The sequence below is a fragment of the Escherichia sp. 94.0001 genome (assembly GCF_013369155.2).
In the GTDB taxonomy this organism is placed as follows: domain Bacteria; phylum Pseudomonadota; class Gammaproteobacteria; order Enterobacterales; family Enterobacteriaceae; genus Escherichia; species Escherichia coli_F.
Genome location: NZ_JABWMS020000212.1, coordinates 1 through 710, shown reverse-complemented (window position 1 = coordinate 710; position 710 = coordinate 1). Strand labels below are relative to the sequence as shown.

At 62.8% G+C, this 710-nt stretch carries 1 protein-coding gene; it reads left to right on the top strand.

The window, feature by feature from the left end; genetic code table 11:
• Positions 1 to 710, top strand: a 710-nt coding sequence (locus HEN33_RS25295; protein WP_183083532.1) for an Ig-like domain-containing protein, incomplete at both ends; no start/stop codon positions are given.

The window sequence follows — 710 nt, the reverse complement described above, 5'->3', positions numbered from 1 at the left end:
TATCGCCGATGTCAGGACGGCGCAGATCGCGAGTCTGGAGGTGACGCAGGATAACTCAGTGGCTGACGGCGCAATGGCGAACACGCTGCGGGTGAAGGTCACCGATGCTAACGGGAATGTACTTGCCGGGCAGACGGTCAGCGTGACGGCAGGCAATGGCGCAACGGTCGCTCCGACGGTCACCACGCAACCGGACGGCACGGTGGAGATCAGTGCCACCAGCCAGACGGCGGGCACCAGTACAGTCACCGCCAGCATCAACAGCAGCAGCCTGAGCCGGACCGTGACGTTTATCGCCGATGTCAGGACGGCGCAGATAGCGGATCTGGTAGTCACCCGGGATAACTCAGTGGCAGACGGTGCAATGGCGAATATGCTGCGGGCGAGGGTCACCGATGCGTTCGGTAATGCGCTTGCCGGGCAGACGGTCAGCGTGTTGGCGGACAACGGCGCAACGACTGCCCCGACGGTAATCACAGAGCCGGACGGCACGGTGGAGATCAGTGTCACCAGCCAGACGGCGGGAGCCAGTACTGTCACTGCCAGCATCAACAGCAGCAGCCTGAGCCGGAACGTGACGTTTGTCGCGGATGTCAGGACGGCGAAGATCGCGGATCTGGTGGTCATTAAGGACGGCTCAGTGGCAGATGGCGCGATGGCGAATATGCTGCGGGCGAGGGTCACCGATGCGTTCGGTAATGCGCTTGCCG